The sequence below is a fragment of the Azospirillum sp. ST 5-10 genome (assembly GCF_051225715.1).
Classification (GTDB): Bacteria; Pseudomonadota; Alphaproteobacteria; order Azospirillales; family Azospirillaceae; genus Azospirillum.
On sequence record NZ_JBPJSP010000014.1, the window covers coordinates 1 to 25,596 of the forward strand.

Consider the following 25,596-nt stretch of genomic DNA (forward strand, 5'->3'; position numbering starts at 1 on the left):
GAACGCGGCGACCCTCTCCCGGCCTTCAGGCCAACCATCCTATCAGGAGGTCGCCCGATGAGTGGAAGTCATACAAGCGGCAACGTGCAGACCGTCGCCGCCGCGGTGGACGAGCTCGCCGCCTCGATCCACGAGATCGCCACCCAGGCCCAGCACTCCCGCACCGTCGCCGACGAGGCGGCGCAGCGCGCGGCCTCGGCGGAGACCATGGTCGCCCATCTGGTGGCCGCCGCCGGCCGCATCGGCGACGTGGTCACGCTGATCACCCGCATCGCCAGCCAGACCAATCTGCTGGCGCTCAACGCCACAATCGAGGCGGCGCGGGCCGGCGAAGCCGGCAAGGGCTTCGCCGTCGTCGCCAACGAGGTCAAGGTGCTCGCCACCCAGACCGCACGCGCCACCGAGGAGATCGAGGCGCAGATCGGAACGATCCAGCAGTCCACTGGCGACGCCGCCGGCGAGATCGCGGCCTTCGCGCGGGTCGTCGCCGACGTCAGCCGGATCAGCGCCTCCATCGCCGCCGCGGTGGAGGAGCAGAGCACCTCGACCGCCGAGATCAACCGTGCCGTCAACGAGGCGGCGCGGGGCGTCCAGGTCCTTCAGAGCAACGTCGCCCGCACCGCCGAGGCGGCCACCACCAACCGCGCCGTGGCCGACCACTCGCTGGCGACCATCGCCGATCTCAAGGGCAGCCTGTCGCGCACCGAGGGACAGGTCGGCCATTTCCTCGTCTCCCTGCGCCAGGCCTGACCGCCGGCCCGCCGCGAAGGACCACCGCCCGATGACGCGCACCATCGACCTGAACTGCGACCTTGGCGAGGGCTTCGGCCCCTGGTCCATGGGTGACGACGACGCCATGCTCGACATCGTCACCACGGCCAACGTCGCCTGCGGCTTCCACGCCGGCGATCCGGTGATCATGACGCGCACCGCCGCCCTGGCCCGCGACCGCGGGGTGCGGATCGGCGCCCACCCCGGCTTCAACGACCTCTGGGGATTCGGCCGGCGGGCGGTCGGCGGCGACTCGCCGACCGAGCTGGAGCGCATGATCGCCTACCAGGTCGGGGCCCTGCAGGGCTGCGCCGCACTGGCCGGCCACCGGGTCGGCCACGTGAAGGCGCACGGCGCGCTCTACAACATGGCCGCCGTCGACACCGCGGTGGCCGGGGCGCTGGCCCGTGCGGTGGCCGCCGTCGACGCCGGCCTGGTGCTGGTGGTGCCGCCCTTCAGCGCCATGGAGCGGGTCGCCCGCGACCGCGGGCTGGAGGTGGCGCTGGAGGTGTTCGCCGACCGCGGCTATGAGGAGGACGGGACGCTCACCCCGCGCGGCCGGCCGGGCGCCGTCATCCACGATCCGGCGGTCGCGGCGGCGCGGGTGGTGCGGATGGTGACCGAGGGAACGGTGGAAAGCCGCGGCGGCCGCGCCGTGGCGCTCGCCGCCGACACCGTGTGCGTGCACGGCGACACGCCGGGCGCCGTCGCCATGGCACGGATGATTCGCGACGCCCTGGCCGCCGCCGGCATCGCCGTGGCACCCTTCGTCCGCTGACCGCCGTGCCGGCCTGAAAACGCCGAGGGCGCGGCCGGACGGACCGGCCGCGCCCCCCTTCCGGGACCTTGCGGTTTGCTACTCCGCCGGCAGCGCCGGGGTGGGCAGCGGCGCCGCCGCGGCGGCCTTGCCGCGGCCGAGCGTCGCCCGCACCAGGCGCCAGGCGAAGAGCGCCAGCAGGACGGCACCGCCGCTGAAGACGACGTCGCCGGGCACGCGCAGCCACACCAGCGTCTCCATGAGCGGCGAGTGGACGATCTCCGGCGAGCGGGCGAACCACAGGCCCTGGCTGACGCTGGCCCAGGCCTGGTAGACGCCGGCCGGGAACAGCGACAGGAAGCTCATCATCGCCAGGCCGCCGTTGAGCAGCCAGAAGGCCTTCTTCAGCAGGCCGTCGTTCCAGGCGTGCGCCGGCATCAGGCCGCGCAGGCAGAACAGCATCAGGCCGATGCCGAGCATGCCGTAGACCCCGAACAGGGCGGTGTGCCCGTGGTTGGCCGTCAGGTTCAGGCCCTGGACGTAGTAGAGCGAGATCGGCGGGTTGATGAGGAAGCCGAAGACGCCGGCCCCCAGCAGGTTCCAGAACGACACCGCGACGAAGAACAGGATCGGCCACTTGTAGGTGGAGACCCAGGGGGCGGCCTTGGTGTGGCGGTAGGTCTCGAAGGCCTCGCCGCCCACCAGGGCCAGCGGCACCACCTCCAGCGCCGAGAACACCGCGCCGATGGCGATCACCGACACCGGCGTGCCGGAGAAGTACCAGTGGTGGGCGGTGCCCAGCACGCCGCCGAACAGGAAGACCACGGTCGAGGCCAGCACGGCGACGTTGGCGGTGTGGGCGCGCACCAGGCCGAGGCGGACGAACAGCAGCGAGATCACGGCGGTGGCGAAGACCTCGAAGAAGCCCTCGACCCACAGGTGGACCACCCACCAGCGCCAGTACTCGACCATCGAGATGTGCGTGTGCTTGCCCCACATGAAGCCGGCCGCATAGAACAGGCCGATGGCGATGGTCGACAGGAACATCACCAGCATGACCGGCTTGCTCTCGTCGGCGCGGGTCAGCGCCGGCCACAGGGCGCGGCCCACCAGCACCAGCCACAGCATCAGCCCGACGAACAGCAGGCTCTGCCAGAAGCGGCCGAGGTCGACGTACTCCCAGCCCTGGTGGCCGAACCACCAGTTGGTGTCGAGGTCGAAGACCTGCTGGACGCCCAGCCACTCGCCGGCCAGCGAGCCCAGCACGACGAAGACCAGCGCTCCCCACAGGACGTTCACGCCGAGCGTCTGGTACCTCGGCTCGTGGCCCGACAGGGCCGGCGCGATGTAGAGGCCGGTGGCCAGCCACGCCGTGGCGATCCAGAACACCGCGAGCTGGGTGTGCCAGGTGCGGGTCACCGCGTAGGGCAGGATGTCGGACAGCGGGATGCCGTAGAAGTCGTGCCCCTCCACCGCGTAGTGGGCGGTGACGGCGCCGAGCGTGATCTGCAGCAGGAACAGGCCGATCACCGTCCAGAAATACTTGGCCGTCGCCTTCATCGACGGGGTCGGCTTCAGCGCCTTCAGCGGATCGGCCGTCGGCGGGACCACGTGGTCCTCGTGCTTGGTGGCGGCGTGGTGCCAGATCAGCGCGCCGATGCCGGCGACCAGCAGCACCACGCTCAGCACCGACCACAGGACGTTGGGCGTGGAGGGGACGTTGCCGATCAGCGGCTCGTGCGGCCAGTTGGAGGTGTAGGTGACGGTGTCGCCCGGCCGGTCGGTGCCGGCGGCCCACGCCGTCCAGAAGAAGAAGGCGGCGATGTCGGCGCGCCGGCCGGCGTCGGGCACCGCGTCGTTGGCGATGGCGTACTGCTCGCGCAGGGACTCCAGCGCCGGGTCACCGCCCAGCAGCCCCTGGTAATGGGCGGCCACGGTGCGGATGGCGGCGGCGCGGTCGGCCGACACGGTGATGGTGTTGCGCGCGGGGTCGTGCGTGTTGGTGCGCATCTCCCGGGTCAGGCGCTCGCGCAGGCCCGCCTGCTCCTCGCTGCCGAGGCCCGCGTAGGGCTTGGCGTACCGCCGCTCGGCCCACAGGTCGAGCAGCGCCACCGCCTCGCGGTGCAGCCAGTCGGCCGACCAGTCCGGCGCCACGTAGCCGCCGTGGCCCCAGATCGAGCCGACCTGCATGCCGCCCATGGACTGCCAGGCCAGCCGGCCCTGCTGGATGTCGTCGAGGGTGTAGAGGACGGTGCCGTCGCTGGTGACGACTTCGGCCGGGAGCGGCGGCGCTTCCCGGTGCATCTGCCGGCCCATCAGCCCGAGGACGGCGAACGACGCCATCATCACGAGGCCGAGGACCAGCCACAGCTTCCTGGTGCTGATCACGGGTGGGGTCTCCCCTAGGACTTCGGTTGCCCGGAGAAAAGCACACTCCCGGATTCCACTTTTTGCGCTGGGTCAAACACGCCGACGATCGCCGACCCGACCGCCGCGGGTTTGCGCCAGCGCAAAAAGCGGGTCACGCCCTGTCTCTATGGTCGGGGACTGCCGACGGGCGCCTCGCCCCGCGCCCCCCTTTCCGGAGACCCCGTCCATGACCATCCACGCCGTCGACCGGCCCGCCCGCCCGGCGCTGCCGACGCTCTTCCACTACGGCTTCCGCCCCTTCTTCCTGCTGGCCGGGCTGTCGGCGCCGGCGCTCGTCGGCCTGTGGCTGGCGGTGCTGGGCGGGCTGGTGCCGATGGACGGCGCGGTGGCGCCCGTGTCCTGGCACGCCCACGAGATGCTGTTCGGCTTCGCCGGCGCCGCCATCGCCGGGTTCCTGCTGACCGCGGTGCCGAGCTGGACCGCCAGCACCGCCCTGTCGGGCGCCCCGCTCGCCGCCCTGGTCGCCCTGTGGCTGGCCGGGCGGGTGGCCAGCCTGCCGGCGTTCGCGGCGGGCTGGGCCGCCACCGCCGTCGACCTCGCCTTCCTGCCCGCCGTCGGGCTGGCCCTGGCGGTGCCGCTGGTGCGCGCCGGCAAGGCGCGCAACACCGCCTTCCTCGCCCTCCTCGCCCTGATGACGGCGGGCAACCTGCTGATCCGCCTGGAATGGCTCGGCGTGCCGGCGGGCAGCGAGGCGCAGGGCAGGGCCCTGGCGATCGGCGTCGTGCTGATGATGATCGCCGTCATCGGCGGCCGCATCGTCCCCGCCTTCACCCGCAACGCCCTGCGCGCCCGCGGCGACGCCACCGCGGTCGCCGTCCCCTCGGCCCTCGACACGGCGGCCCTCGCCCTGACCGCCGCCGTGGTGGCCGTCGACGTCGTCCTCCCCGCCTCCGCCGCGGCCGGCGCCCTCGCCCTGGCGGCGGCGCTGGCCCACGCGGTGCGGCTCGCCCGCTGGCGCGGCGACCGCACCCTGCACGACCCGCTGCTGTGGATCCTCCACGTCGGCTACGCCTGGGTGCCGGTGGCGCTGGGGTTGAAGGCGGCCTGGCTGCTGGGCGACGTGGCCGTCGGCACGGCGTGGCTGCACGCCCTCACCGCCGGCAGCTTCGCGACGATGATCCTGGCGGTGATGAGCCGGGCGACCCTCGGCCACACCGGCCGGCCCCTGACGGCGCCGCGCGCGACGGCGGTCGGCTTCGTCCTGCTGACCCTGGCCGCCGTCGCCCGGGTCGTCGCCCCGGTGCTGCCCGGCGTCGCCTACACCGACGGCCTGGCCGCCGCCGGCCTGCTGTGGACCGCCGCCTTCGTCCTCTTCCTCGTCGACTACGCCCCGATCCTGCTGCGCCCGCGCGCCGACGGCCGGCCGGGCTGATCCCCCCTTCCGGGAGTGCCACGCCATGACCTTCCCCGCCTTCTTCGCCGCCGCCCCCCGCCTGACGGTGCGGGATCCCCTCGGCGCCTTCCTCGGCGCCTCGGCCGACGGCCGGCTGGACTACGGCTACGCCGACGCCGTCCGCCTCGCCGGCCATTCCTGTCCGACGGTGGCCGGCGCCTACCTGATGACCGTCAGGGCGCTGGCCCACCTCTACCCGGGCACGGTGCCCGAGCGGGGCGCCGTCGCCGTGTCCGTGCGCGACCGCGCCGGGGACGGCGTCGCCGGCGTCCTGGCCGCGGTCGCCGCCCTGCTGACCGGGGCCGCCGGCGACGGCGGCTTCAAGGGGATCGGCGGCCGCTTCGACCGCCGCCGCCTGCTGTCCTTCGGCGCCGACCTCGCCGACGTCCTCGGGTTCGTGCGCACCGACACCGGCCGCGGCGTGCAGGCGGCGCTCGACACCACCGTCGTCCCGGCCGACCCGGAGCTGCCCGAGCTGCTGCGCCGCGCCGCCTCCGGCCACGCGACCGCCGCCGAGGAGGAGCGTTTCCGCCGCCTCTGGCAGGACCGTGTCCGCCGCATGCTGGTGGATCACGCCGACGATCCCCGCCTCGTCATCCTGACGCCCTGGACCCCGCGGTGAGAGGGCCCGCCATGACCGGCCCCTCCCCCGGTGCCGTTCCGCCCGCCGCCCGCCGCCCGGCTCGATGCCATCTCGCAAAGGCGGCACGACGGGCCATCAGGCGTTGCGCGGCACGGCCGTTGACGATCCGCCGGGCGTGCCGACGCATCACCGCGGCATCAGCGCGAACACGCCCCAGCCCAGGTATTCGCGCGTGTATGCGGCGTAGCGCTCGGGTTCCGAGGTCAGTTTGGCGCGGACGTCGCTCACGAGCTCGTCGCCGGGATTGGCTTCGAGCCATCGGCGCATGGTGAGCCATTTGGCGGCCTCGTACCGGTCCCAGCCGTCCTGGTCGGCCAGAACCATTTCGACGACGTCGTAGCCGAGCTGGCCAAAGGACGCGAGACGGTCCGGAAGCGTGAGAAAATCGGAGATGGCGTTGGCAAGACACCCCTTGGCAACCTCGTCCGTCGGCGGCAACCGCCGCCAGTAGGGCTCGCCGACGAGGATGATCCCTCCGGTGCGCAGGCTCCGTGCCAGAAGCTCGATCGTGCCGGCGACTCCACCGGCGATCCAGGTGGCTCCGACACAGGCTGCCACGGTGACCTTCTCGTCCGAGACGTGGCCGGCGGCATCGCCGTGGATGAACCTGACCCGATCGGCGACGCCGAGTTCCAGGGCGCGGCGCCTCGCCTGTTCGGTGAACAACCGGCTCATGTCGATGCCGGTGCCGACGATGCCGTGATCGCGTGCCCAGGTGCACAGCATCTCCCCCGAGCCGCTGCCGAGATCGAGCACCCGGGCCCCCGGGTCGAGGCGCAGCGCCGCGCCGAGGGTGGCGAGCTTTTCCGGTGTGATCGGGTTGTGGATGCGGTGGGCGCTTTCCGTGATGTTGAATATCCGTGGGATGTCCATTGCGGAAGACTCCCTTGGAAGGGTGTGAACAGGGAGCGCGGTCTTGCGACGGCACGGGCACGGCGGCCCGGCGAAAGGGAATTGCGGGGCGATGACTGCGCGCGACTGCAGGATAATCCGCCCGGTCGCGCCTTGCCAGGTTGTCGCTGCGGTTGCCGCGTCTTTTCCGGCGGAAGCGCTTGCCGCACCTCGACACGGCTCTTTTCGGTGTTTCGAGACGGACCACGGCCTCGGCCGCGTCCGCGGGACCTTCCGCCACCGCGCCCGAAAGTTTGCGCGAGGTCAAAGACGCTGCGAGTGCGAGTCGGTAGCGTTCCTGGGCAAGGGGGGCGGGAGCGCCGCCCCCGCCCGCCACGCCGGACCCCCGCCATGTACGTCTGCATCTGCAACGCCCTGCCCGAGCGCCGCATCCGCCAGGCCATCCGCGATCACCAGCCGGCCGACGTGGCCGGGGTCTACGCCGCCTGCGGCGTGGCCCCGCGCTGCGGCAAATGCGCCGGAACCATCGCCGCCATCCTCGATGAGGAGTACGCTCCAGCCCTGCCGCTGGCCGCGGAATAGCCGCCGCAGACGTCCCGGACGCGTGCGGATCGGCGATTCTCCGGCCGGAAGGCCTCGGCCCCGCCCGGAAGAGGACAGCCGCCGGTGACCGGATCGCCCGCACCACCCGCCATCGCCCTGTCGGCGCGCGGCCTGACCAAGGTCTACCGCATGGGAACGGTCGAGGTGCCGGCGCTGCGCGGCGTCGACGTCGACCTCTACGAGGGGGAGCTGGTCGTCCTCCTGGGGCCGTCCGGCAGCGGCAAGTCGACCCTGCTCAACATCCTCGGCGGCCTCGACCTGCCGACCGCCGGCGAGGTCCGGTTCCGCGGCCGGCCGCTGTCGGCCGGCGGCGAGCGGGCCCTCAACCTCTACCGCCGCCGCCACGTCGGCTTCGTCTTCCAGTTCTACAACCTGATCCCCAGCCTGACGGCGCGCGAGAACGTGGCGCTGGTGACCGAGATCGCCGTCGACCCGATGGCGCCGGAGGAGGCGCTGGGCCTCGTCGGGCTCGCCCACCGCCTCGACCATTTCCCGGCCCAGCTCTCCGGCGGCGAGCAGCAGCGGGTCGCCATCGCCCGCGCCATCGCCAAGCGCCCCGACCTCCTGTTCTGCGACGAGCCGACCGGCGCGCTCGACCGCGAGACCGGCATCCTGGTGCTCGACGCCATCCTGCGCGTCAACGCCGAGCTCGGCACCACGACGGCGCTGATCACCCACAACGCGGTGATCGCCGACGTCGCCGACCGCGTGCTGTCCTTCGCCGACGGGCGCATCCTGGCGACCCGGGTCAACGCCGGGCGGCGCTCGCCCCACGAGCTGGTGTGGTGACGGCGATGACCAGCCTCGACCGCAAGCTCCTGCGCGACCTGCGCCGCCTGCGCTCCCAGGTGCTGGCGATCGCCCTCGTCGTGGCGTCGGGCGTGGCGCTGCTGGTGATGGCGCTCACCACGGTGGAGGCGCTGGAGGAGACCACCGTCGCCTTCTACGAGCGCCAGCGCTTCGCCGACGTGTTCGCCCGGGTCAAGCGGGCGCCCGAGCCGCTGCGCCACGCCATCGCCGCCCTGCCCGGGGTGCGGACCGTGGAGACCCGCATCGTCGAGGCGGCGGTGCTCGACCTGCCGGGCCACCGCGAGCCGGTGAGCGGGCAGCTCCTCTCCCTGCCCGAGCGCGGCCCGCAGCTCCTCAATGCCCTGGCCCTGCGCTCCGGCCGGCTGCCCGAGGCGGGGCGGCCGGACGAGGTGGTGGTCAGCGAGCCCTTCGCCGAGGCGCACCGCCTGGTCCCCGGCGACCGCTTCGGCGCCGTCCTGCGCGGGCGCAAGCGCACGCTGCAGGTGGTCGGCACCGCGCTCAGCGCCGAGTTCGTCTACGCCATCCCGCCCGGCGGGCTGATGCCCGACGACCGCAGCTTCGGCGTGCTGTGGATGGGGCGGGCGGCGCTGGCCGCCGCCTACGACCTGGAGGGCTCCTTCAACGACGTGGCGCTCGGCCTGCTGCGCGGCACCGACCCGCGCGACGTGATCCAGCGCCTGGACGGCCTGCTGGCGCGCTACGGCGGCACCGGCGCCTACGCGCGCGCCGACCAGACCTCCAACTGGTTCCTGCAGAACGAGATCGCCCAGCAGCGCAACATGGCGGCGCTGCTGCCCGGCATCTTCCTCTCCGTCGCCGCCTTCCTGACCAACATGGTGCTGGCCCGCCTGATCGCCACCGAGCGCCGCGAGATCGGCCTGCTCAAGGCGTTCGGCTACGGCGACTGGGCGATCGGCTGGCACTACGCCAAGCTGGTGCTGGCGATCGCCGGTCTCGGCGTCCTCCTGGGGGCGCTGCTGGGGGCGGCGCTGGGGCGCTGGAACACCGCGCTCTACGCCGAATTCTACCGCTTCCCCTTCCTGCTCTACCGGCCCGGGCCGGGCGCCTTCGCGCTCGCCGCCCTGGTCAGCCTGGGCGCCGCGCTGGCCGGCAGCGTCGCCGCCGTCGCCCGGGCGGTCGCCCTGCCGCCGGCCGAGGCGATGCAGCCGCCGACGCCGGCGGTCTACCGCCGCGGCTGGCTGTCGCGCACGGCGGCGCTGGACGAGCCGTCGCGGATGATCCTGCGCCGTGTCCTGCGCTGGCCGCTGCGCACCTTCCTGTCGAGCGCCGGGCTGGCCATGTCGGTGGCGGTGGTGGTGCTGGCCCTGCAGTGGATCGACGCGGTCGAGGCCCTGGTCGACGGCGTCTTCGTGCGGGCGCAGCACCAGGACGCCACCGTCACCTTCGCCGACCTGCAGCCGGTCGGCGCCGTGCGCGACGTCGCGCACCTGCCCGGCGTCCTGGCGGCCGAGCCGTTCCGCGCCGTCGCGGCGCGCCTCGGCCACGGCCACCGCAGCCAGCGCGAGGGCATCACCGGCGTGCCGGCCGACGCCACCCTGAGCCCGGTGCACGACAACGAGCGCGGGCCCCTCGTCCTGCCGCCCGGCGGCCTGGTGCTGTCGCGCACCCTGGCCGACCTGCTGGCGGTCCGCGTCGGCGACCTCGTGCTGGTCGAGGTGCTCGAGGGCCGCCGGCCGCGCGTCCGCCTGCCGGTGGTGCGCGTCTTCGACACCCACCTCGGCAAGCCCGCCTACATGGAGATGGCCGCGCTCAACCGCCTGATGGGCGACGGCCGGGTGGTCGGCGGCGTCCACCTCGCCGTCGATCCGGCGGCGCGCGCCGATCTGCTGGCCGCCCTGAAGGACCTTCCCGCGGTCGCCGGCATCCTGTTCCGGCAGACCGCCATCGACACGTTCCACGAGACGATGGGGGCGACGATGTACGTCTTCGTCGGCTTCTTCATCGCCTTCGCGACGACCCTGTCGGTCGGGGTGACCTACAACGCGATCCGCATCGCCCTGTCGGAGCGGGCGCGCGAGCTGGCCACCCTGCGCGTCCTCGGCTTCAGCCGCCGCGAGATCGCCTACATCCTGCTGGGCGAGATCGGCATCGTCACCTGGCTGGCGATCCCGCTCGGCTGCCTTGCCGGCTACGGGCTCGCCTGGTATCTCGCCAGCGCCTTCGCGACCGAGCTGTTCCGCGTGCCGCTGGTGGTCACCGACGCGACCTACGGCACGGCGGCGCTGATCGCCCTCGGCACAGCCGTGGTCTGCGGCGCGCTGGTGCGCCGCCGGCTCGACCGCCTCGACCTGATCGCCGTCCTCAAGACACGGGAGTAGAGCGTGAGCGTTGGCGTGCGCCGTCTGGTGCTGTGGGGAACGCTGATGGCGGTGCTGGCGGCGGCGATCGTCTACGCCCTGCGGCCGCGGCCGGTGCCGGTCGACCTCGCCGTGGCGCAGACCGCCCTGCTGCGGGTCACCATCGACGACGAGGGCGAGGCCCGGGTGCGCGACGTCTACACCCTCTACGCGCCGCTGACCGGACACCTGCGCCGCATCGCCGTCGAGGCCGGCGACGCCGTCGAGGCCGGCCGCACGACGCTGGCGCGGATCGAGCCGGCGCAGCCCGCCTTCCTCGACGTGCGCAGCGAGGCGGAGCAGGAGGCCGCGGTGGAGGCGGCGCGGGCCGCCCGCGACCTCGCCGCCGCCGACCTGGAGCGCGCCGAGGCCGACCTGACCTTCGCCACCGGCGAGCTGGAGCGGGCGCACCGCCTGATCGGCCGGCAGACCATCTCGCAGCGCGCGCTCGACGACGCCGAGCGTGCCCACCGCGTCGCCGAGGCCGCCCTGGCGACCGCCAAGGCGGCGCTGAGCGTCCGCGAATTCGAGCTGCGCCAGGCCCGCTCGCGCCTGCTGCCGCGCCAGGAGATCGCCCGGCGCAGCGGCGAGTGCGAGTGCCTCGCCGTGGACGCCCCGGTCAGCGGCGTCGTCCTGCGCGTGCTCCGCCGCAGCGCCGGGGTGGTCGAGGCCGGCGCGCCCCTGCTGGAGATCGGCGACCCGCACGACCTGGAGGTGGTCGTCGACCTGCTGTCGGCCGACGCCGTGCGCATCCGGCCCGGCCAGCGGGCCATCGTCACCGGCTGGGGCGGGCCGGACCTGGAGGCGGCGGTGCGGCGCATCGAACCCTTCGGGCGGACCGAGGTCTCGGCGCTCGGCATCGAGGAGCAGCGCGTCGACGTGGTCCTCGACCTGGTCGAGCCGCCGGAGCGCTGGCAGCGGCTCGGCCACGGCTACCGGGTCGACGTGCGGGTGGTCCTCTACGAGGCGCGCACCCTGACCGTGCCGCTGGGCGCGTTGTTCCGCCACGACGGGGGGTGGGCGGTGTTCGCCGTCGCCGACGGCCGCGCCCGCCTGCGCCCGGTGACGGTGGGCGAGCGCAACGACCTGACGGTCGGCATCCGCGACGGCCTCGCCGAGGGCGAGCGGGTGGTGCTCTACCCCGGCGACCGCATCGCCGACGGCGTCGCCGTCACCGAGCGTTGAGCGTCCCGGCGCGCCCGCCCGAAGGGCGGGCCGGCACCGGCGGGCTCCGCCCAACCGCCTATGCGGACCTTGGGGGGCGGGGCGGCGGGGGCGCCGGCCTCCCTGACCCAAGGTGCACCTTCCTCTGGAACGTTTCGCCCCGCCCGCCGCTCGCATACCTTCTCTGCTGAAGACACTGGACCATCGCCGGCGCACCACCCCCTCGGATTTTTCCGGACAGGAGCGAAGGATGCAGCAGTACAGGCAGGGCGACGTTCTTCTCATCCCGTGCCCCGTGTTGCCGAAGAGCGCACGGCCCGCACCGGCGGCCGACGACGTGATCCTCGCCTACGGCGAGGTCACCGGGCACAGCCACGCCATGGCGGGCGAGCGCGTGCGGTACTTCCTCGAAGACGGAAGCGGCCGCGGCTTCATCCAGGTCCACGGCGGCGCGCCGGTGGCGCTGCGCCACGAGGAGCACGGGACGGTGCCGGTCGAGCCGGGACTGTACGAGGTGCGCCGGCAGCGCGAGTACCGGCCGCACGCGCCGGCCGGCGTCGTGGCGGACTGAGCCCGTGTCCCGCGATGGCCATGTCCCGCCATGAACGGCGCTGACGAGGGCGGTCTGCCCGCCCGTCTCGGGGCCCGCCTGTCGTGGCGGGCGCCGACCGACCGGGGCGCCGCCGAACGTGCCGTACGGGAGGTCTACCGGGCGGCCGGGCTGCGGGACCCCGACACCATCCTCTGGGTCGCCGGCCCGCGGGAGGCGCGCGACGTGCTGTCCGGCCTCGGCTGGTTCGGGCGCCTGCCCGTCCTGGCGCTGGCCTTCGCCCTGGCGGGCGCCGCCGCCGACACGGCGGTCCGCATCCAGCAGGACGTGGCGGATGCCGCCGGCGCCCCGTGGGCCGGCGCCCCGTGGATTCCGGTCCCGTGGATGCCCGTGTGGAACATCGGCTTGGCGATCGTGGCGGCCGTGCTGTTCGTCGCCCTGCTCAACGCCGAGACGGTCCGGCGCGCCGACACCGTCGCCGTGCACGCCGGCCTCGCCGCCGGCGTCGCCGCGGCGGCGGCGGCGCACGCCGTCCTGCCCGACCGCCTGCGGTGGTCGGCGGCGGTCCTGCTGCTCGGCGCCCTCGCCGGTCCGGCCGTCGCCGTCATGATCGCCCGGGCCCGCGACGGCGTGCCGCGGCCGCCGCGCCGGGCCGGCGGGCCGGCCGCCCGCGCCGTGCTGCGGCTGTTCCGCCGGGCCGGCCTGGGCCGCGTCCGTGCGGCGATGCCGCGGACCCCGGCCCTCACCGTCCGCGCCCGCGGGCCGGCGTGGTCGGGCGTGCTGGAGCTGCTGGCGCCGGGAGGGGTGTACCCGCCCGACGCGCTGCTCGTCTGGCCGCCGCGGCCGTCCTCCGGGGCGGCCTCCGACACGGCGGCCGAGGCGGTGACGGCGCTGCTCCTCCACGTCGACGCGCTGTGGCCGTTCCGGCGGGTGGCCGTGGCGCTGCTGCCGCCGGCCGAGGTCCACGTCGACGAGAACGGACGGCTCCACAACGCCTCCGGCGCCGCCGTGCGGTGGCGGGACGGCAGCGAGCTGTTCGCCTGCGCCGGCCAGTTGCCGACCGATCTCCGGCTGGCGCTGCACCCCGGCCGGCTGAGCCTGCGCCAGGTCGTCGCGGAGGCCGACCCGGGCGTGCGCCGCGTCCTCCTCGAGCGGTTCGGCCCGCAGCGCGTGATGGATGCGCTGGGCGGCCGCCGCGTCGCCGGCGACGACACCGGCGAGCTGTGGCGCGCCCCCGAGTTCGACGGCGAGGCGCTGACCATGGTGCGGGTGCTGAACGCGACGCCGGAACCCGACGGCAGCCGGCGCGTCTACTGGCTGCGGGTGCCGCCGTACATCACCTCGGCCCGCCAGGGCGTGGCGTGGACCTTCGGGCTGGACCCGCTGACCTACCGCCCGCGCCTGGAGACCTGACGCCGTGCGCCGGCGGACGGCGTCCTCGCGAAAGGAAAGGGCCCGCCGGCGGCGGGCCCGAGGAGACGGGAGAGAAGAGGAGTGCCGGCCGGTCAGCGCGCCGGGCGCTGCGCCACCTGCTGCGGCAGGCCGTCCTTGAAGAGGTCGGGGCGCTCCGGCCCGTCGACGACCAGCGTGCCGACGAGGCCGCGGGCGACGCGGGACAGGGCGTGGTCGACCAGCAGGTATTCGCCGGGGACCTCGACCTTGAACTCCACCGCGGCGGCCCCGCCGGGCGGCACGGTGATGGTCTGCACGTCGCTCAGCGGCGCGGCCGAGAGCGAACCGAGATCGTAGACGCGGTCGAAGATCTCGCCGATGACGTGGAAGCTCGACGTCTTGTTGGGCCCGCCGACGCCGAAATAGATGCGCACGGTCTCGCCCGCCTTGGCGTGCAGGGCGTGGTCGCCGGTCAGCCCCTGGGCGGCGCCGTTGAAGACGTAGTATTCCGGCCGCTCGTCCATCAGCTTGTCGTAGCTCTCGGTCAGCTCGCCGGTGGTGCCGAAGGCCTCCTCGGTGTAGATCTCGCCCTGCATCACGTAGAACTCGTGGTCGACCTTGGGCAGGCCGCCCTCGGGCTCCACCAGGATCATGCCGTACATGCCGTTGGCGATGTGCTGCGCGGCCATCGGCACGGCGCAGTGGTAGACGTAGAGGCCGGGCTTCAGCGCCTTGAAGGTGAAACCCTTGGTCTCGCCGGGGGCCGCCATGGTGGCGTGGCCGCCGCCGTGCAGGCCGGTGACGGCGTGCAGGTCGATGTTGTGCATCATCGTGCTGTCGTCGTCGTTGGTCAGCGTGATCTGCACGGTGTCGCCGGCGCGCACCCGCACCAGCGGGCCCGGCACCTTCGGCGCCCCGCCGGGCTCGGTGAAGGTCCAGTAGCGGTAGGTCGTGCCGTCGGCCAGCGTGCCCACGGCCTCCTTGGTCTCCAGCGCGACCCGGACGGTCTGCGGCGCGCGCTCGCCGAGGGCGGCGGGCACCGCGGTGGCGGGGCGGACGATGTCGACGGCGGCCGGGGCGTCGGCTGGCGCGGCGGCCGGAGCGGCGTCGCCCGCCCACGCCGGCGCCGCCAGGGCGGCCGTCAGGGCGAAGGCGGCGGCGGTCGAGGTGAGGAGGGAGCGACGGGTGGTCATGGCGAAATCCTTCCGGTTTGAAGGTGCGGCCGCGGTCGGCCGCGCTGTTGACCGGAAGATGGACCCGATCCCGAACCGGCTGTTTGTCGGGGAGCAAACTGCGGCCGGGATGCGATAGAGTGCGACGCGCTGCCGCACGCGGTCCCGCCGCGGGCGGCAGCGGACCGCCGCCGAGGAGCACCGGGAACGATGTCGCTGACCCCCGATCCCGCCGTCCTGCACGGCATGACCCTGTTCGCCGGGCTCGACGCTGCCGGCCTGGACGACGTGGTGCGCCAGGCCCACACCCGCCGCATCCCCAAGGGCACGCAGATCTTCGCCCAGGGCGACGCGGCGGCGGCCGGGCACGCCCTGATCGACGGACGGGTGAAGATCGTGCAGACCGGCGCCGACGGGCAGCAGGTGGTGCTGCGCTTCCTCGGGCCCGGCGAGATGTACGGGACGCTGGCGATGTTCACCGGCGGCGTCTACCCCGCCGACGCGGTGGCGGTCGCCGACTGCGTGGAGATCCACTGGACCGCGGCGACGATGACGGCGCTGATGGAGCGCCATCCCCGCGTCGCCCTCAACGCGCTGGGCATCATCGGCCGCCGCCTGCAGGAGATGCAGCACCGCCTGCGCGAGCTGTCCACCGAACGGGTCGAGCGGCGCATCGCCCGCGCCCTGCTGCGCCTCGTCCGCCAGGGCGGCCGCCGGGTCGACGCCGGCGTCGAGATCGACTTCCCCCTGTCGCGCCAGGACGTGGCGGAGATGACCGGCACCACCCTGCACACGGTCAGCCGCACCCTGTCGGCCTGGGAGAGCCAGGGCATCGTCGAGAGCGGCCGCCAGCACGTGACCATCCGCGCCCCCCACCGCCTGGTCGCCATCGCCGAGGACCTGCCGCCGGCCGGGGATGGCGCGCCCAAGGGGTAGCCGTCGCGCCGGTCGCGGGCGGCGGCGTCCGGCAGCCCGATCCGGAGCTGACCGGGCGGCCCGGGACCACCGGCTGCGCGGGCGCGCACCTCTCTTTCCGGCGACGGGGGCGGCTCAGCCCAGCGGCATGCCCGTGATCATACGGTCCGCGGCCCCGCGCAGATGGTCCACGAAGGCCCGCACGGCCGGGTTGGTGCGCCGGCTGGAGGGCCACAGCGCAGTGACGGTCTCACGGTCCACGGCAAAGTCGCCGAGCACCGGGACCAGCTCGCCCCGCGCGACGTAGGGGGCGGCAATGAAGGAGGCGCTGATGCCGATGCCGCCGCCGGCGACCAACGTCGCCACGACCGCTTCGCTGGCGTCGACGACGATGCTCGATGCGGGGGCGATCTCGATCTCGCGCTCGCCGATCCGGAACGGCCAGCGGAAGGTCTGCCCGCTGCTCTGATAGCGCAGATTGACGGTTTCGTGCGCCACCAGCTCGTCCGGATGGCTGGGCGCACCGCGCGCCGCCAGATAGGCGGGCGATGCGAAGGCGCAGAGCCGCAGCGGGGCGAGCCGGCGCGACAGCAGGCGCGAGTCCGCAAGGTCGCCGATGCGGACGGCGACATCGATGCCTTGCTCGACGAGGTCGACCAGCCGGTCGTCGAGCCGCAGGTCGATGGTCACTTTGGGGTGGCGCGCGCGGAACGCGGGCAGGATGGGCGCGATCACATGGAGCCCGATCGGCAGCGACGCCGCGATGCGCAAGGCGCCCGCCGGCTCGGCGCGAGCGGCCTTCGCGGCCTGTTCGATCTCCTCCGCGTCGCGCAACAGCCGGACGGCCCGCTCGTGCAACTCGCGGCCCTCCGGCGTCAGGGTGAGGGAGCGGGTGGTCCGGGTGAACAGCGAAACGCCCAGCTGCTGTTCGAGGCGCTGCACGCTCTTGCTGACGGCCGACGGCGAAATGGCGAGTGCGTGAGCGGCGGCGGTGAAGCTGCCCAGGGATCCGGCGCGCGCGAAGGCGATCAGCCCGGTCAGCCGTTCCAATGCCATTTGTTCCTTCATGGCATTATTAAGCGGAACCGGGGCGCAATTATCAAACGGAATTCGCTCGCGTATATCGCTGCCCAGCTGATGCCCGCGATGGAGGTTCTGATGAGCAATGTGATGAAAACGGTTCGCCTGCACGCCTTCGGAGGCCCCGACGTGCTGGTCTACGAGGACGCCCCGCGGCCGGAGCTCCAGGCGGGCGAGGTGCTCGTCCGCGTTCACGCCGTCGGCCTCAACCCGCCCGACTGGTATCTGCGCGAGGGCTACAGGATGCTCCCGCCGGAATGGCAGCCCAATGTCTCGTTTCCGATCATCCCGGGGACCGACATCTCCGGCGTCGTCGATGCGGTCGCGGACGGCGTTCACGGCTTCGCCGCCGGCGACGACGTCTATGCCATGGTCCGCTTCCCCGCCGGTCTGGCCGGCGAAAGCAGCGCCTATGCCGAATACGTCGCCGTGCCCGCGACGGAACTCGCCCTGAAGCCGGCCGGCATCGACCACGTGCACGCGGCCGCGGCGCCGATGTCTCTGCTGACCGCGTGGCAGTTCCTCATCGACCAGGGGCACGACGAGCCGAACCCGCTGCAGCCGCATCGCCACGAGCCGGTGCCGCTCACGGGGAAGACCGTTCTCGTCAACGGTGCAGCGGGCGGGGTCGGCCATCTTCTGGTGCAGCTGGCGAAGTGGCGCGGCGCGCGCGTGATCGCGGTCGCGTCCGGGAGCAACGAGGCGTTTCTGCGCGACCTCGGCGCCGACGACGTCATCGACTATGGCAAGACCGCCGCCGAGGATGCCGTTCGCGGTCTCGACCTCGTCGTCGACGCGGTCGGCGGCCCGAAGACCGGGCGCTTCCTACGGACGCTGAAACGGGGCGGCGCCCTGTTCCCCATCTTCCCGCTCGGCTTCGACGGCGGCGACGAGGCGGAGAGGCTCGGCGTGACCGTCTCGACGACCCAGGTCCGCTCGAACGGCAAGCAGCTTGCGGAGGTTGCGCCCCTGCTGGACAGCGGCACGATTCGCGTCGCCATCGACAGCCGCTTTGCCCTGGCAGAGGCCGGCAAGGCCCACGAGCGCGCCGCTGCCGGCCATATCCGCGGCAAGATCGTGCTCACGGTCGCGCCGGGAGAACGGTCGTGAGTGCCGCGGCGAAAATCCCTCAGGGCACGGCGGCGTGGTTCGCGATGGTGGGCACGCTGATGTGCGCCGCCGTATCCCGGGCCGGTCTCGCGCCGGACCTGAACTGGTCGCTCGTGGAACGCTACAGCGACGGCGCGTTCCTGCCGAACGGACGGCTGCAGGGCATCCGCTTTGACATCGCCAATGGCAGGCCGTCGTTCGAGGTCGGCGTGGACGGGGACGAGCGGGGAGACGTCACCATCGAGGTAAGCGCCGCCGCCGCCCGCGAGCTGAATCGGCTCCGCACCGCAGATCCGGCGTACGCCGCCGCGCTCGACCGGGCCACACGGCTGGGCCAGATCCGGGTGACCGGGGATCTGTCGTCGATGGCCGATTGGCTGACCGCCATCCACGATCCGATTGTCGACCTTACGAGCTGAGCATGAGGCGCCGCTCGCGTCACATCAGGTTCTCCTGCGCAGCCTGATGAACGGTTCTCACCCTCGGCTGGAAGCCGAGGCGTCGGGCGAGCGAGCCGTCCATATGGATGTACCAGGGGTTCGCCAGCGGCGCGGCCGAGGGTTCGATCGGTTGGCCGACCAACTCGGCAAGCTCATAGATCGACGTGGGCGCCTCATCGGCGATGTTGACGACCCGGCCGTCCATCGCGCCGGTCAGGGCCAGCGTCACGGCGGTGGCGACGTCGCGGTGATGAACCATGCTCATCCGCTGGGCAGGATGGAAGTTGACGCGCGCCACGAGGCCGGGAAGCGCCTCGAGATGGCCGTCCTTGTCGCCGTAGACGAAGCCGAACCGTTGGATCGCCCAAGTCAGCCCGCTGCTTCGCAACTCGTTTTCGGCCGCCAGTTTGCTCGCGGGATAGTCGAGCGTCGGTTTGCACGCGTCGTCCTCCCGGCCGGGACGTGGCGTGTCCATGTCGTAGACGAGCGCGGTGCTCGCCATGATGACACGGGCGCTTGGCGCATGCGCCTTCACCGCCGCGATGAGATTGCGCGTGCCTGCGAGATTGCTCTTCCAGATGAGCTCGCTCTGGGAGGTGCGGAAAACCGCGGCGAGGTGGATGACCGCGCAAACCCCCTGCACGGCTGCCGGCAGCGATGCGGGATCGAGCAGGTCGCCCTCCGTCCTCGCCGCGCCCGGCGGAGCGTCCCTGCCGGGTCGCACGAGCGCGCGACAAGTCATTCCAGCCTCCAGAAGGCGCGGAAGAAGACGGGCGCCGACGAGTCCGGTCGCCCCGGTCACCAGGACGGTCATGGCTGTGGTCCTTTCTTGAGAAGGGTTTCCAGCCGCTCCGTCGCGGTCCGGAGAACGTCGACCGCGGTCGCGAGGTCAGCCTCGTCGATGCCGTCGAACGCGACCGAGCGGATGAAGGAAAGATCGGGCAACTCGCGCCACAGCGTCGCGCCGGCGGCGCTGATGCGGAGACGCTTCTGCCGTTGGTCCACCCGGTCGGGCTCTTGTTCCACGAGTCCCTTCCGGACGAGCGTCGCGACGATGCCGGTCATCGTCGCGCGTTCGACGTCGAGCAGCCGAACGAGATCGCGCTGCATGGTCGGCCCGACCGTCGCGAGCTGGTGGAGCACGTACCACTGCACGGAACCGAGACCATAGGGGCGGAGGGCGGTATCCATGACCGCGCGGCCGGCGAAGTAGCATCGCTTCGCCCATGCGCCGATGAGGTCGTGAGCCGACCCGTTTCGCTCCTCATCCAACGGCAGCCCCCACCAGCTCGTTAGCTACCTAGCTAATACGTAAGGTACCAAACGATGTCAAGGGCATCCAGCCGCCGGGACGGGAGACCGGGGGCGCCGATGATCGCCGGCCGCATGCTTGGACGGCCGCACGCTTGGACGGCCGTACGCTTGGACGGCCGCACGCTTAGACGAAGGTACGATTGGCGGAACGGCGGCCGACGCCGCCGGTTGTCACGCCAACCGAGGCCGCCGGGCGATGACCCGCCCGGGGACTCGACGGGACCAATCTGGAGGACACGGACATGAAGAGCCATCGCCATCTGGCGCTCGCGTCGGCGCTCGCCGTATCACTCGTCGCGGCGGCCGGCGTCGCCGCCGCCCGGTCGGACCAGCCGTCGCAGACGACGCCGGGGGAAAGCGGCGCGTCGGTCACCGGCAAGCTGCCGGACGAATCCCTGGCCGGGAAGCGGACGGGAACCATGACCGGCGACCCCGTCACCCAGGGCAACGGCGAGGAGATGCGCGACAGCGCCACCGCCGATCCCGAGGGCAACCTGCCGGACGGCTCGCTGGCCGAGAAGCGCACCGGCACGATGACCGGCGAGCCCGTCACCCAGGGCGGCGGCAAGGAGGGTGACGTCCAGTAGGACCGGCGGGGTGTTTGCGGGAGCGCAAAGACGGCGGACGGCGGCGCCCCTATCGTGGCGGTCGTCCCCGATCCGCGGAGCGTGCGATGACCGCCGACACCCCCTCCCGACTCCGGCCCGACCAGACGGTGGCCGAACTGCTCGACGCCTGCCCGCCCCTGGCGGCGGTGTTCCTGCACCGCCGCATGGCCTGCCCGGGCTGCGCCATGGCCCCGTTCATGACGGTGGGCGAGGCGGCGGACTCCTACGGCCTCGACCCGGCCGTGCTGATGGCGGAGCTGGAGGCGGCCCGCGCCGGCCGACCGCCCGACGGGCCGTTCGCCCCGCCCCTGCCGCACGGCGCGGCGGCGGGATGAGGCTCACGCCGCGGGCGGGACGACGAAGCAGGCCATGCCCAGGGCGGTCAGGTTGAGGCAGGTCTGGGCGGCGCTCTGCTCGCTCAGCCCGGCCAGCCGGGCGCGGAACAGCGGCCCGTCGGCGGTGTCGACGGGCTGCACCACCCGCGTCGTGCGGTCGAGCAGCGACGGCAGGGTGCGCTTGGCCCGGTCGATGATGCGGGCGCTGTCGTCGGGCGAGCGGAAGGCGCCGAGCTGCACGGTCCACACCCCGGCGGCGAGCGGCGTCGCGGCGACGGTGACCGTCGGCGCCACCACCGGGACCGGCGCCGCCACCGGGGCGGCGTAGGGTGCCGGCGGCGCCGGCGCCATCACCGGAGCGGGCGCCGGTGCGGGGGGTGCGGCCTCGGCGACCAGCACCGTCCCGGCGCCCGGCGCGCCCAGCCGCGGCCCGACCGAGGCGAGGTAGCGCCGCGTCTCGCCGGGCAGCGTGCGGCGGCCGGCGAGATAGTCGCCGTAGCAGCCGGGCCCGCAGTTGTAGGCGGCGAGGAAGCCGGGCGAGCCGAACAGGTCGTACATCTCGCGCAGGTAGGCGGTGCCGGCGAGGATGTTGTTGCGCGGTTCGAACGGGTCGGAGCCCAGCCCGTGCTTGCGCCGCATCTCCTGATAGGTGCCCGGCATCACCTGCATCAGCCCCATGGCGCCGGCGTGGCTGACGATGGGCCGGCCGTTCAGCATGGTCCGTCCGCCGCTCTCCTGGCGGATGACCTCGCGGATCCACTGCTCCGGCATGTTGAAGCGGCCGGCCGCCTCGGCGATGTGCTGGTCGTAGTTGCCGTCGTAGGACCCGCCGCCCGAGCCGCCGCCGGCGCAGGCCGCGGCCAGCAGCGACAGCGCGGCGGCGACCACCAGCCCCCTGGCGCGACGCCCGGCATTTCCCCCCATGGCCCTGCCCCCCTAACCCCATCGATCGGGGGAGCATCGCAAAATTGCGGCCCGGCGTAAACACGGGCGGCAGGGGGCCTCCGTCAGCGTCCGGCCACTTGGCGGCGCAGCTCCCTCAGCTCGTTGAAGCGGGCGGTGACGTCGCGCATCACCGAGCCCATGCCGAGCATGGCGCCGTCGGCATCCTTGAGCGGCACGATGGTGAACTCCACCGAGATGCGGCTGCCGTCCTTGCGCAGAGCCGGCACGGACAGCAGGTCGCCGGCGCCGTAGCGGCTCTGCCCCGTCTTCATCACCTGCTCGTAACCCTCCCAGTGCCGCTGCCGCTGGCGCTCGGGGATGATGATGTCGAGCGACTGGCCGAGCGCCTCCGCGGCGGTGAAGCCGAACATGCGCTCGGCGCCGGCGTTCCAGAAGCGGATGATGCCCTCGCGGTCCGAATAGACGATGGCCTCCGCCGGGCTGTTCAGCAGCGCCAGGCCGAAGCGTTGCAACTCTTCCTCGTTCATCGCGATCCTCCCTCGATCCTGCCTTAAGGTTGTGCCGGCCGGCCCTGGAGCAAGATCGCTTGTGGCCGATCCGGCCACAAGCGATCTTGCTCCAAACGTTTGAATCCAGAGCGGGATTCACACTCCAGCTGGTTCCACCTGGAGTGATCCCGCTCTAGATGTCGAGCACGAGACGTCGGCTCCGGGCGCGCGACACGCAGATCATCATCGTCCTTCCCGCCGCCCGCTCGGCGTCGGACAGGACGCTGTCGCGGTGGTCGGGCTCGCCCTCCAGCACCGCCGTCTCGCAGGTGCCGCAGACCCCCTGTTCGCAGGAGGAGTCGGCCCGCACCCCGGCGGCGTCGAGGGTGTCGAGCACGCTGCTCCCGGCCGGCACCGTCACGGTCACACCGGAGCGCGCGCAGACCACCTCGAACGCGCCGTCGCCCGCCGCCGCCGCGGCGTCCGGCGGCTTGGGCCGGAACCATTCGAAGCGCACCGCGCCGGCCGGCCAGCCGGCGGCGGCCGCCGCCGCCGCCACCGCCTCCATCAGCCGCTGCGGGCCGCAGCAGTAGACCAGCGTCCCGGCGTCCGGTTGCGTCAGCAACGCGTCCACCGCCAGGCGGCGCCCCTGCGCCGCGGCGTGAAGGACCACCCGGCCGGCCGGCAGGCCGGCGAGCGCGTCGCCGAGCGGCGCGTCCTCGGCCGACCGGACGCAGTGGTGCAGGGTCCACGCGGCTCCCCGCCGCGCGGCCGCGCGCACCATCGGCAGCAGCGGCGTGATGCCGATGCCGCCGGCGATGAACAGGTAACGGGGCGCCGGGTCGAAGCGGAATCCGTTGCGCGGCGCGCCGACGGTGACCGTCCGGCCCGGGCGCAGCTCGTCGTGGACGAAGCGCGAACCGGCGCCGCCCGGCACCTTCAGCACGGCGATGCGGTAGGCGTCGCGGTCCGCCGGGTCGCCGCACAGCGAGTACTGCCGGACCGTGCCGTCCGGCAGACGGAGGTCGACGTGCGCCCCCGGCTCGGCCGGCGGCAGGGCTCCCCCGGCGGGGTCTTCCAGGTCCACGGCGACGACCCGCGGCGTCAGCCGCGTCACCCGGCGGACGCGCAGGGCCAGGGCCGGCGGCGCCGCGGTCTGGAGGTCTTCCGGCATCGTCCCCTCCCCGTTGGGCATGCGTCGTTGGGCATGCGGCCCGATCCGCGGAACCCCATCAGATGCCGGGCCCCGCCCGGCCCGGTCAACGGCGGCCGGCGTCCTTTCCGGATGGCGGGAAAGGCGCCGGCGACCGGTCAGAGCCGCATCAGCCTCAGGATCGTCGCGAACAGCGCCAGCGTGCCCAGCTCGGCCAGCGGGATCAGCCATTCCGGATGGAACAGGATGCCCAGCGGCATGATCAGCAGCGGCAGCAGCGCCGGCGCCATCATCCACGGGTTCCCGGCGAACCGGTCCGCGGCGGCCGGCGCCGCCGGCGCGTCACGCGCCGGCACGGCGAGGTGGGCGGACAGGGTCGTGTCGGTCATGGGGCGGCTCCTCTCGAAACATTCACCAAGAATGAATATTTTTTCTAGAGCCCGGAAGCCGCGCGAAAAACCCTTCAATCCGTTGCCGTTGCGCGACAAACTGTCGCACGCGGCAACGGGGCGGATGCAATCCGTTGCCGTTTCGCCCCATCACGGGCGCTGCGGACCGCGCATCGGCGCGCGGCCGCGGGCCGATGCGACGAGGAACCCGGGTCATGCGCCTGTCCACCTACACCGACTACGCGCTGCGGCTGCTGATGTGCCTGGCGCTGCGACAGGACGGGCTGATCACCATCCAGGACGTGGCGGAGCGCTACGGCATCTCCAAGAGCCACCTGATGAAGGTGGCGCAGCATCTCAGCCAGGCCGGCTACGTCCACGCCGTGCGCGGCCGCAACGGCGGCCTGCGCCTCGGCCGCCCGGCCGAGCACATCCGCCTCGGCGACGTCGTCCGCCTGACCGAGGAGGACCTGTCGGTGGTCGAGTGCATGGCCGGGATCGGCGACGAGGGCGCCTGTCCGCTGATCCCGGCCTGCGTCCTGAAGACGGCCCTGCACGAGGCGCTGCAGGGCTTCCTCGCGGTGCTCGACCGCTACACCCTGGCCGACGTGGTGAAGCCGCGCAACGCCCTGGCCCGCCTGCTGGCCCTGCCCGACCTCGACCGGCCATGAGACGGCGCGGACCGTGATCCCGCCGGCCGGGCACGGCTCAGGCCAGCAGCCGGTCCAGCAGGGCGTGCAGGCGGCGCAGCTCCTGCCACTGCGCCTCGCTGAGGGTGCGGCCGTGGCGGCGCAGGTCGCGCACGTCGACGTCGGCGAACTCGCGGGCGATGCGCTGGGCGGCGGCGACGAAGCGCACCATCGGCTCGGGCGCCGCCGGGCTGGCGCGCTTGGCGGCGCGCAGCGCCTTGACGGTGAGGCCGTCCTTGGCCGCCTCCCACAGGCGGCGCTGCAGCTCCGGGTCGTCGACGGCGGCGATCTCGGTCAGCACGCTCTTGGGCACCCGGCGGTCGCCGTCGGCGTACTCCGCCAGCACCGCCTCGGGCAGGCGCAGGATCGACAGGGTGCGGGTCACGTCGGCCTGGCTGCGGCCGATCGCCTGGCCCAGCGCCTCGTGGGTGTAGCCGTGGCGCTCGACCAGCCGGGCGAAGGCGCGGGCCAGCTCCAGCGCGTCGAGGTCGACGCGCTGGATGTTCTCGATCAGCGCCAGCTCGTCCGGGTCGCCGTCGGTGACGATGGCGAAGACGGTGCGCCGGCCGAGCAGGGCGCAGGCGCGCAGCCGCCGTTCCCCGGCGACCAGCCGGTATGCCCCCTCCCCCGCCTCCTGCACCAGGACCGGCTGCTTCAGCCCGTGCCGCTCGATCGAGCGGGCCAGCTCCGCCAGCGCCTCCTCGTCGAAGCGGCGGCGCGGCTGGTCGGGGTTGCGCGCGATGCGGTCGAGGTCGATCTCCAGCAGCCGCGGGAAATCGGCCGACAGGCCGAACAGGGCGTCGCCGCCGCGCTGGGTCGCCTTGTCGAAGATCTGCGTGCTGGTGCGGGCGAGCTTACGCGACATGGGCGGCGGTCCCGGTGTTGGCGGTGGCGGTGAGGCAGGCGGCCAGCTCCTCGGCCAGCTCGGCGTAGGCGCGCACGGCGGCGGCGCCGGGGTCGGCCTCGATGGCCGGGCGGCCGGCGCCCGAGGCCTGGGCGAACAGGGTGGCGCGGGGGACGGGCGGCAGCACCCGCGTCTTGCCGTCGTAATGCGCCTGGATCTCCTTGAGGCTCGCCTGGTCCTGGGTGAGGCGGGCGGAGTACATGGTCGGCAGGATGCCGAAGATCTCCAGCGCCGGGTTGGAGCGGCGGCGGATCTTGGCGATGGTCTCCAGCAGCAGCGGCACGCCGAGGCCGGCGAAGACCTCGGTCTGCACCGGGATCAGCACGAGGTCCGAGGCGGCGAGCGCGTTGATGGTGAGCAGGCCGAGGTTG

28 protein-coding genes are annotated in these 25,596 nt (G+C 73.3%); 16 read left to right on the top strand and 12 right to left on the bottom strand.

The features are described 5' to 3' along the window. Positions 1–57 precede the first annotated feature (57 nt). Both ACSBPG_RS16510 and ACSBPG_RS16515 read left to right on the top strand, forming a co-directional pair. Positions 58–750 (top strand): methyl-accepting chemotaxis protein, encoded by a 693-nt coding sequence (locus tag ACSBPG_RS16510; RefSeq protein WP_435538285.1) that lies wholly within the window; start codon positions 58–60, stop codon positions 748–750. A gap of 31 nt (positions 751–781) precedes the next feature. After that, complete coding sequence (locus tag ACSBPG_RS16515) at positions 782–1,549, top strand: 5-oxoprolinase subunit PxpA (protein WP_435538286.1); 768 nt, start codon at positions 782–784, stop codon at positions 1,547–1,549. Between the two features lie 78 nt (positions 1,550–1,627). Here ACSBPG_RS16515 and ACSBPG_RS16520 read toward each other — a convergent pair whose 3' ends face one another. Further along, positions 1,628–3,916: a nitric-oxide reductase large subunit gene (locus ACSBPG_RS16520; RefSeq protein ID WP_435538287.1), complete on the bottom strand. Its 2,289-nt coding sequence runs from the start codon at positions 3,914–3,916 to the stop codon at positions 1,628–1,630. Positions 3,917–4,124: 208 nt separating this feature from the next. Between ACSBPG_RS16520 and ACSBPG_RS16525 the strand changes: the two genes are divergently transcribed. Beyond that, positions 4,125–5,330 (top strand): NnrS family protein, encoded by a 1,206-nt coding sequence (locus tag ACSBPG_RS16525; RefSeq protein WP_435538288.1) that lies wholly within the window; start codon positions 4,125–4,127, stop codon positions 5,328–5,330. 25 nt (positions 5,331–5,355) lie between these two features. Next, complete coding sequence (locus ACSBPG_RS16530) at positions 5,356–5,973, top strand: FmdE family protein (RefSeq protein WP_435538289.1); 618 nt, start codon at positions 5,356–5,358, stop codon at positions 5,971–5,973. 147 nt (positions 5,974–6,120) lie between these two features. Here ACSBPG_RS16530 and ACSBPG_RS16535 read toward each other — a convergent pair whose 3' ends face one another. Next, entirely contained in the window at positions 6,121–6,867 is a 747-nt protein-coding gene (locus ACSBPG_RS16535) for an SAM-dependent methyltransferase (protein WP_435538290.1), read from the bottom strand. Positions 6,868–7,236: 369 nt separating this feature from the next. On the opposite strand from ACSBPG_RS16535, the gene ACSBPG_RS16540 reads away from it, so the two are divergent. The 6 genes from ACSBPG_RS16540 to ACSBPG_RS16565 all read left to right on the top strand — a co-directional run bounded on the left by ACSBPG_RS16540 (position 7,237) and on the right by ACSBPG_RS16565 (position 13,743). Further along, on the top strand, positions 7,237–7,428 hold the full coding sequence (locus ACSBPG_RS16540) for a (2Fe-2S)-binding protein (RefSeq protein WP_435538291.1): 192 nt from the start codon (positions 7,237–7,239) through the stop codon (positions 7,426–7,428). A gap of 84 nt (positions 7,429–7,512) precedes the next feature. Further along, positions 7,513–8,238, top strand: coding sequence for an ABC transporter ATP-binding protein (locus tag ACSBPG_RS16545; RefSeq protein WP_435538292.1), 726 nt, complete (start codon positions 7,513–7,515; stop codon positions 8,236–8,238). A gap of 5 nt (positions 8,239–8,243) precedes the next feature. Next, complete coding sequence (locus ACSBPG_RS16550) at positions 8,244–10,598, top strand: ABC transporter permease (protein ID WP_435538293.1); 2,355 nt, start codon at positions 8,244–8,246, stop codon at positions 10,596–10,598. 3 nt (positions 10,599–10,601) lie between these two features. Next, on the top strand, positions 10,602–11,801 hold the full coding sequence (locus ACSBPG_RS16555) for an efflux RND transporter periplasmic adaptor subunit (protein ID WP_435538294.1): 1,200 nt from the start codon (positions 10,602–10,604) through the stop codon (positions 11,799–11,801). Between the two features lie 229 nt (positions 11,802–12,030). After that, positions 12,031–12,351 carry a hypothetical protein gene (locus tag ACSBPG_RS16560; RefSeq protein ID WP_435538295.1) on the top strand — a complete coding sequence of 107 codons (321 nt, stop codon included), beginning with the start codon at positions 12,031–12,033 and terminating at the stop codon, positions 12,349–12,351. 30 nt (positions 12,352–12,381) lie between these two features. Further along, positions 12,382–13,743 (top strand): DUF6745 domain-containing protein, encoded by a 1,362-nt coding sequence (locus tag ACSBPG_RS16565; protein ID WP_435538296.1) that lies wholly within the window; start codon positions 12,382–12,384, stop codon positions 13,741–13,743. 92 nt (positions 13,744–13,835) lie between these two features. Here ACSBPG_RS16565 and nirK read toward each other — a convergent pair whose 3' ends face one another. After that, the gene (gene nirK, locus ACSBPG_RS16570; RefSeq protein WP_435538297.1) at positions 13,836–14,915 is read right to left on the bottom strand and encodes a copper-containing nitrite reductase; all 1,080 of its coding nucleotides are present in this window, start codon (positions 14,913–14,915) and stop codon (positions 13,836–13,838) included. A 189-nt stretch (positions 14,916–15,104) separates the two neighbouring features. Here nirK and ACSBPG_RS16575 point away from each other — a divergent pair, with 189 nt between their 5' ends. Beyond that, the gene (locus ACSBPG_RS16575; RefSeq protein WP_435538298.1) at positions 15,105–15,830 is read left to right on the top strand and encodes a Crp/Fnr family transcriptional regulator; all 726 of its coding nucleotides are present in this window, start codon (positions 15,105–15,107) and stop codon (positions 15,828–15,830) included. A 114-nt stretch (positions 15,831–15,944) separates the two neighbouring features. On the opposite strand, the gene ACSBPG_RS16580 is transcribed toward ACSBPG_RS16575, so the two are convergent. Beyond that, positions 15,945–16,877, bottom strand: a complete 933-nt coding sequence (locus ACSBPG_RS16580) for a LysR substrate-binding domain-containing protein (RefSeq protein ID WP_435538299.1) — start codon at positions 16,875–16,877, stop codon at positions 15,945–15,947. A 90-nt stretch (positions 16,878–16,967) separates the two neighbouring features. On the opposite strand from ACSBPG_RS16580, the gene ACSBPG_RS16585 reads away from it, so the two are divergent. Together ACSBPG_RS16585 and ACSBPG_RS16590 are read left to right on the top strand one after the other, a co-directional pair. Then, positions 16,968–17,999, top strand: a complete 1,032-nt coding sequence (locus tag ACSBPG_RS16585; protein WP_435538300.1) for an NADP-dependent oxidoreductase — start codon at positions 16,968–16,970, stop codon at positions 17,997–17,999. After that, positions 17,996–18,418 carry a hypothetical protein gene (locus ACSBPG_RS16590; RefSeq protein WP_435538301.1) on the top strand — a complete coding sequence of 141 codons (423 nt, stop codon included), beginning with the start codon at positions 17,996–17,998 and terminating at the stop codon, positions 18,416–18,418. The genes ACSBPG_RS16585 and ACSBPG_RS16590 overlap by 4 nt, the downstream gene beginning before the upstream one ends. A 19-nt stretch (positions 18,419–18,437) precedes the next feature. Here the strand turns inward: ACSBPG_RS16590 and ACSBPG_RS16595 are convergent, their stop codons facing one another. After that, positions 18,438–19,253, bottom strand: a complete 816-nt coding sequence (locus tag ACSBPG_RS16595) for an NAD-dependent epimerase/dehydratase family protein (RefSeq protein WP_435538302.1) — start codon at positions 19,251–19,253, stop codon at positions 18,438–18,440. Next, the gene (locus ACSBPG_RS16600) at positions 19,250–19,711 is read right to left on the bottom strand and encodes a MarR family winged helix-turn-helix transcriptional regulator (protein ID WP_435538303.1); all 462 of its coding nucleotides are present in this window, start codon (positions 19,709–19,711) and stop codon (positions 19,250–19,252) included. The genes ACSBPG_RS16595 and ACSBPG_RS16600 overlap by 4 nt, the downstream gene beginning before the upstream one ends. Before the next feature lie 284 nt (positions 19,712–19,995). Between ACSBPG_RS16600 and ACSBPG_RS16605 the strand changes: the two genes are divergently transcribed. Both ACSBPG_RS16605 and ACSBPG_RS16610 read left to right on the top strand, forming a co-directional pair. Further along, positions 19,996–20,340: a hypothetical protein gene (locus tag ACSBPG_RS16605; protein WP_435538304.1), complete on the top strand. Its 345-nt coding sequence runs from the start codon at positions 19,996–19,998 to the stop codon at positions 20,338–20,340. Positions 20,341–20,426: 86 nt separating this feature from the next. After that, positions 20,427–20,696 carry a DUF1858 domain-containing protein gene (locus tag ACSBPG_RS16610; RefSeq protein ID WP_435538305.1) on the top strand — a complete coding sequence of 90 codons (270 nt, stop codon included), beginning with the start codon at positions 20,427–20,429 and terminating at the stop codon, positions 20,694–20,696. A gap of 3 nt (positions 20,697–20,699) precedes the next feature. On the opposite strand, the gene ACSBPG_RS16615 is transcribed toward ACSBPG_RS16610, so the two are convergent. The 4 genes from ACSBPG_RS16615 to ACSBPG_RS16630 form a co-directional block, all read right to left on the bottom strand. Beyond that, positions 20,700–21,620, bottom strand: coding sequence for a transglycosylase SLT domain-containing protein (locus ACSBPG_RS16615; protein WP_435538306.1), 921 nt, complete (start codon positions 21,618–21,620; stop codon positions 20,700–20,702). A gap of 83 nt (positions 21,621–21,703) precedes the next feature. Then, positions 21,704–22,129 carry a PAS domain-containing protein gene (locus ACSBPG_RS16620; RefSeq protein ID WP_435538307.1) on the bottom strand — a complete coding sequence of 142 codons (426 nt, stop codon included), beginning with the start codon at positions 22,127–22,129 and terminating at the stop codon, positions 21,704–21,706. A 154-nt stretch (positions 22,130–22,283) separates the two neighbouring features. Next, positions 22,284–23,264 (bottom strand): PDR/VanB family oxidoreductase, encoded by a 981-nt coding sequence (locus ACSBPG_RS16625; RefSeq protein ID WP_435538308.1) that lies wholly within the window; start codon positions 23,262–23,264, stop codon positions 22,284–22,286. Positions 23,265–23,401: 137 nt separating this feature from the next. Beyond that, the gene (locus tag ACSBPG_RS16630) at positions 23,402–23,632 is read right to left on the bottom strand and encodes a hypothetical protein (protein ID WP_435538309.1); all 231 of its coding nucleotides are present in this window, start codon (positions 23,630–23,632) and stop codon (positions 23,402–23,404) included. Positions 23,633–23,847: 215 nt separating this feature from the next. Between ACSBPG_RS16630 and ACSBPG_RS16635 the strand changes: the two genes are divergently transcribed. Further along, the gene (locus ACSBPG_RS16635) at positions 23,848–24,303 is read left to right on the top strand and encodes an Rrf2 family transcriptional regulator (RefSeq protein ID WP_435538310.1); all 456 of its coding nucleotides are present in this window, start codon (positions 23,848–23,850) and stop codon (positions 24,301–24,303) included. A gap of 37 nt (positions 24,304–24,340) precedes the next feature. On the opposite strand, the gene ACSBPG_RS16640 is transcribed toward ACSBPG_RS16635, so the two are convergent. Both ACSBPG_RS16640 and ACSBPG_RS16645 read right to left on the bottom strand, forming a co-directional pair. Beyond that, entirely contained in the window at positions 24,341–25,186 is an 846-nt protein-coding gene (locus ACSBPG_RS16640; RefSeq protein WP_435538311.1) for a ParB/RepB/Spo0J family partition protein, read from the bottom strand. Then, positions 25,176–25,596, bottom strand: a 421-nt coding sequence (locus ACSBPG_RS16645; RefSeq protein WP_435538312.1) for a ParA family protein, incomplete at its 5' end; no start/stop codon positions are given. The genes ACSBPG_RS16640 and ACSBPG_RS16645, both read right to left, overlap by 11 nt.